Source organism: Haemophilus sp. HMSC066A11 (assembly GCF_001811665.1).
Classification (GTDB): domain Bacteria; phylum Pseudomonadota; class Gammaproteobacteria; order Enterobacterales; family Pasteurellaceae; genus Haemophilus; species Haemophilus influenzae.
On record NZ_KV805905.1, the window covers coordinates 2,154 to 3,928 of the forward strand.

Annotated in this window: 2 pseudogenes; both read left to right on the forward strand. The window is 40.0% G+C overall.

Features of this window, described 5'->3' with window-relative positions:
- Positions 1-1,177: pseudogene (locus HMPREF2813_RS09460) on the forward strand (DUF4097 domain-containing protein); the annotation flags it as partial.
- Between the two features lie 150 nt (positions 1,178-1,327).
- Positions 1,328-1,775: pseudogene (locus HMPREF2813_RS09465) on the forward strand (ShlB/FhaC/HecB family hemolysin secretion/activation protein); the annotation flags it as partial.

The window sequence follows — 1,775 nt, forward strand, 5'->3', positions numbered from 1 at the left end:
AGATTCAAAAATCTCTGCTGACGGTCACAATGTGACACTAAATAGCAAAGTGAAAACATCTAGCAGCAATGGCGGAGCTGAAAGCAATAGCGACAACGATACCGGCTTAACTATTACTGCAAAAAATGTAGAAGTAAACAAAGATATTACTTCTCTCAAAACAGTAAATATCACCGCGTCGGAAAAGGTTACCACCACAGCAGGCTCGACCATTAACGCAACAAATGGCAAAGCAAGTATTACAACCAAAACAGGTGATATCAGCGGTACGATTTCCGGTAACACGGTAAGTGTTAGCGCGAGCGGTGATTTAACCACTAAATCCGGCTCAAAAATTGAAGCGAAATCGGGTGAGGCTAATGTAACAAGTGCAACAGGTACAATTGGCGGTACGATTTCTGGTAATACGGTAAATGTTACGGCAAATACTGGCGGTTTAACTGTTGGAGGTAGCGCAAGCATTAGTGCGACAGAAGGAGCTGCAACCTTAACCGCAACAGGGAATACCTTGACTACTGAAGCCGGTTCTAGCATCACTTCAACTAAGGGTCAGGTAGACCTCTTGGCTCAGAATGGTAGCATCGCAGGAAGCATTAATGCTGCTAATGTGACATTAAATACTACAGGCACCTTAACCACCGTAACAGGTTCAAATATTGAAGCAGTCAGCGGCGCCTTGGTTATTAACGCACAAGACGCCACACTAAATGGTAAGGCATCAGGTGACCGTACAGAAGTAAATGCAACTAACGCAAGCGGCTCTGGTAGCGTGACTGCGAAAACCTCAAGCAGTGTGAATATCACTGGGGATTTAAGTACAGTAAATGGGTTAAATATCATTTCGGAAAATGGTAGAAACACTGTGCGCTTAAGAGGCAAGGAAATTGATGTGAAATATATCCAACCAGGTGTAGCAAGCGTAGAAGAGGTAATTGAAGCGAAACGCGTCCTTGAGAAAGTGAAAGATTTATCTGATGAAGAAAGAGAAACATTAGCTAAACTTGGTGTAAGTGCTGTACGTTTTATTGAACCAAATAATACCATTACGGTTAACACACAAAATGAGTTTACAACCAGACCATCAAGTCAAGTGACAATTTCTGAAGGTAAGGCGTGTTTCTCAAGTGGTAATGGCGCAGCAGTATGTACCAATGTTGCTGACGATGGACAGCAGTAGTCAGTAATTGACAAGGTAGATTTCATCCTGCAATGAAGTCATTTTATTTTCGTATTATTTACTGCGTGGGTTAAAGCTCAGTGTGGGCTTTTACCCACCTTGTAAAAAATTACGGAAAATGCAATAAAATATTTTTAACAGGTTATTATTATGAAAAACATAAAAAGCAAATTAAAGCTCAGTGCAATATCAGTATTGCTTGGTTTAGCGTCTTTATCAGCGCATACGGAAGAAGCATTTTTAGTAAAAGGTTTTCAGCTATCTGGCGCACTTGAAACTTTAAGTGAAAATGCCCAATTATCTGTAGCAAAATCTCTATCTAAATATCAAGGTACGCAAACTTTAACAAGTCTAAAAACAGCACAACTTGAATTACAAGCTGTGCTAGATAAGATTGAGCCAAATAAATTTGATGTGGTATTACCACAACAAACCATTACAGATGGTAATGTTATGTTTGAACTGGTCTCAAAATCAGTCGCAGAAAGCCAAGTTTTTTATAAGGCAAGTAAGGGTTATAGTGAAGAAAATATCGCTCGCAGCCTGCCATCTTTAAAACAAGGAAAAATGTATGAAGATGGTCGTCAGTGGTTCGATT